Origin of the sequence: Winogradskya humida, assembly GCF_016862215.1 — a bacterium.
Classification (GTDB): domain Bacteria; phylum Actinomycetota; class Actinomycetes; order Mycobacteriales; family Micromonosporaceae; genus Actinoplanes; species Actinoplanes humidus.
Genome location: NZ_BOMN01000069.1, coordinates 1 through 737, shown reverse-complemented (window position 1 = coordinate 737; position 737 = coordinate 1). Strand labels below are relative to the sequence as shown.

The window sequence follows — 737 nt, the reverse complement described above, 5'->3', positions numbered from 1 at the left end:
TTGGGTGCGGCTGGGTCGGGTGCAGCGGGGTCGGGTGGAGCCAAGCTGGGTGCGGCCGGGTCGGGTGCGCCCAATTTGGGTGGGTCGGGTGTGACCGGGTTGGGTGCGGCTGGATTGGGTGCGGGCGGCTCGGTCATGGGCGGTTCGGGCTCGGGAGGGTCGGTGGAGGCCGGATCCGGCTATGGGCTGCTCGGGATGCGCGAGCGGGCGGCCGCGGCGGGCGGCCAGGTCTCAGCGGGCCCCCTCGGCGACGGCCGTTTCCGCGTCCACGCCGTCCTCCCCACCGAACACCACGCCCCCGCGCCCGCCGCCGCCCCGCAACCCGAAATGAGCGACAAATCAGGCGCAGGCGATAACGGGACGGTCCGTGACTGTGTAGGGAAGCCAAGCGTCGCCGGTGTGCTGGGCGCGATCGGTGTGCCCGACGCACTGCACGTCCGGAACGCAGCAAGAGCAGCACTCGGCGTACCCCACCTCCTCGACACCCGGACCGCAGCCCGAACCGTCCTCGGCATTCCCGATCTCCTGGACGCGCGGACCGCGACGAGGGCGGCGCTGGGAATGCCCGACATGGTGGACGTGCGCGGCGCCGTCAGAGCACTGAGCGGCTTCGACGCGCTGAACGCGTTCGGCGGGGCGGGCTTGCTGGCCGGCGTCGGAACCCTCGGCGGGACCAGAGCCACGTCAGGTGCCCGGCCACAAGAGCGCGCCGACCACCCCCAGAAGCCGAAGCCCCA

1 protein-coding gene is annotated in these 737 nt (G+C 73.0%); it reads left to right on the top strand.

The window, feature by feature from the left end; all coding sequences use genetic code 11:
* Positions 1 to 162: 162 nt before the first annotated feature.
* Positions 163 to 737: ATP-binding protein (locus Ahu01nite_RS26500; RefSeq protein WP_498370804.1), on the top strand; the 575-nt coding region annotated here is incomplete at its 3' end.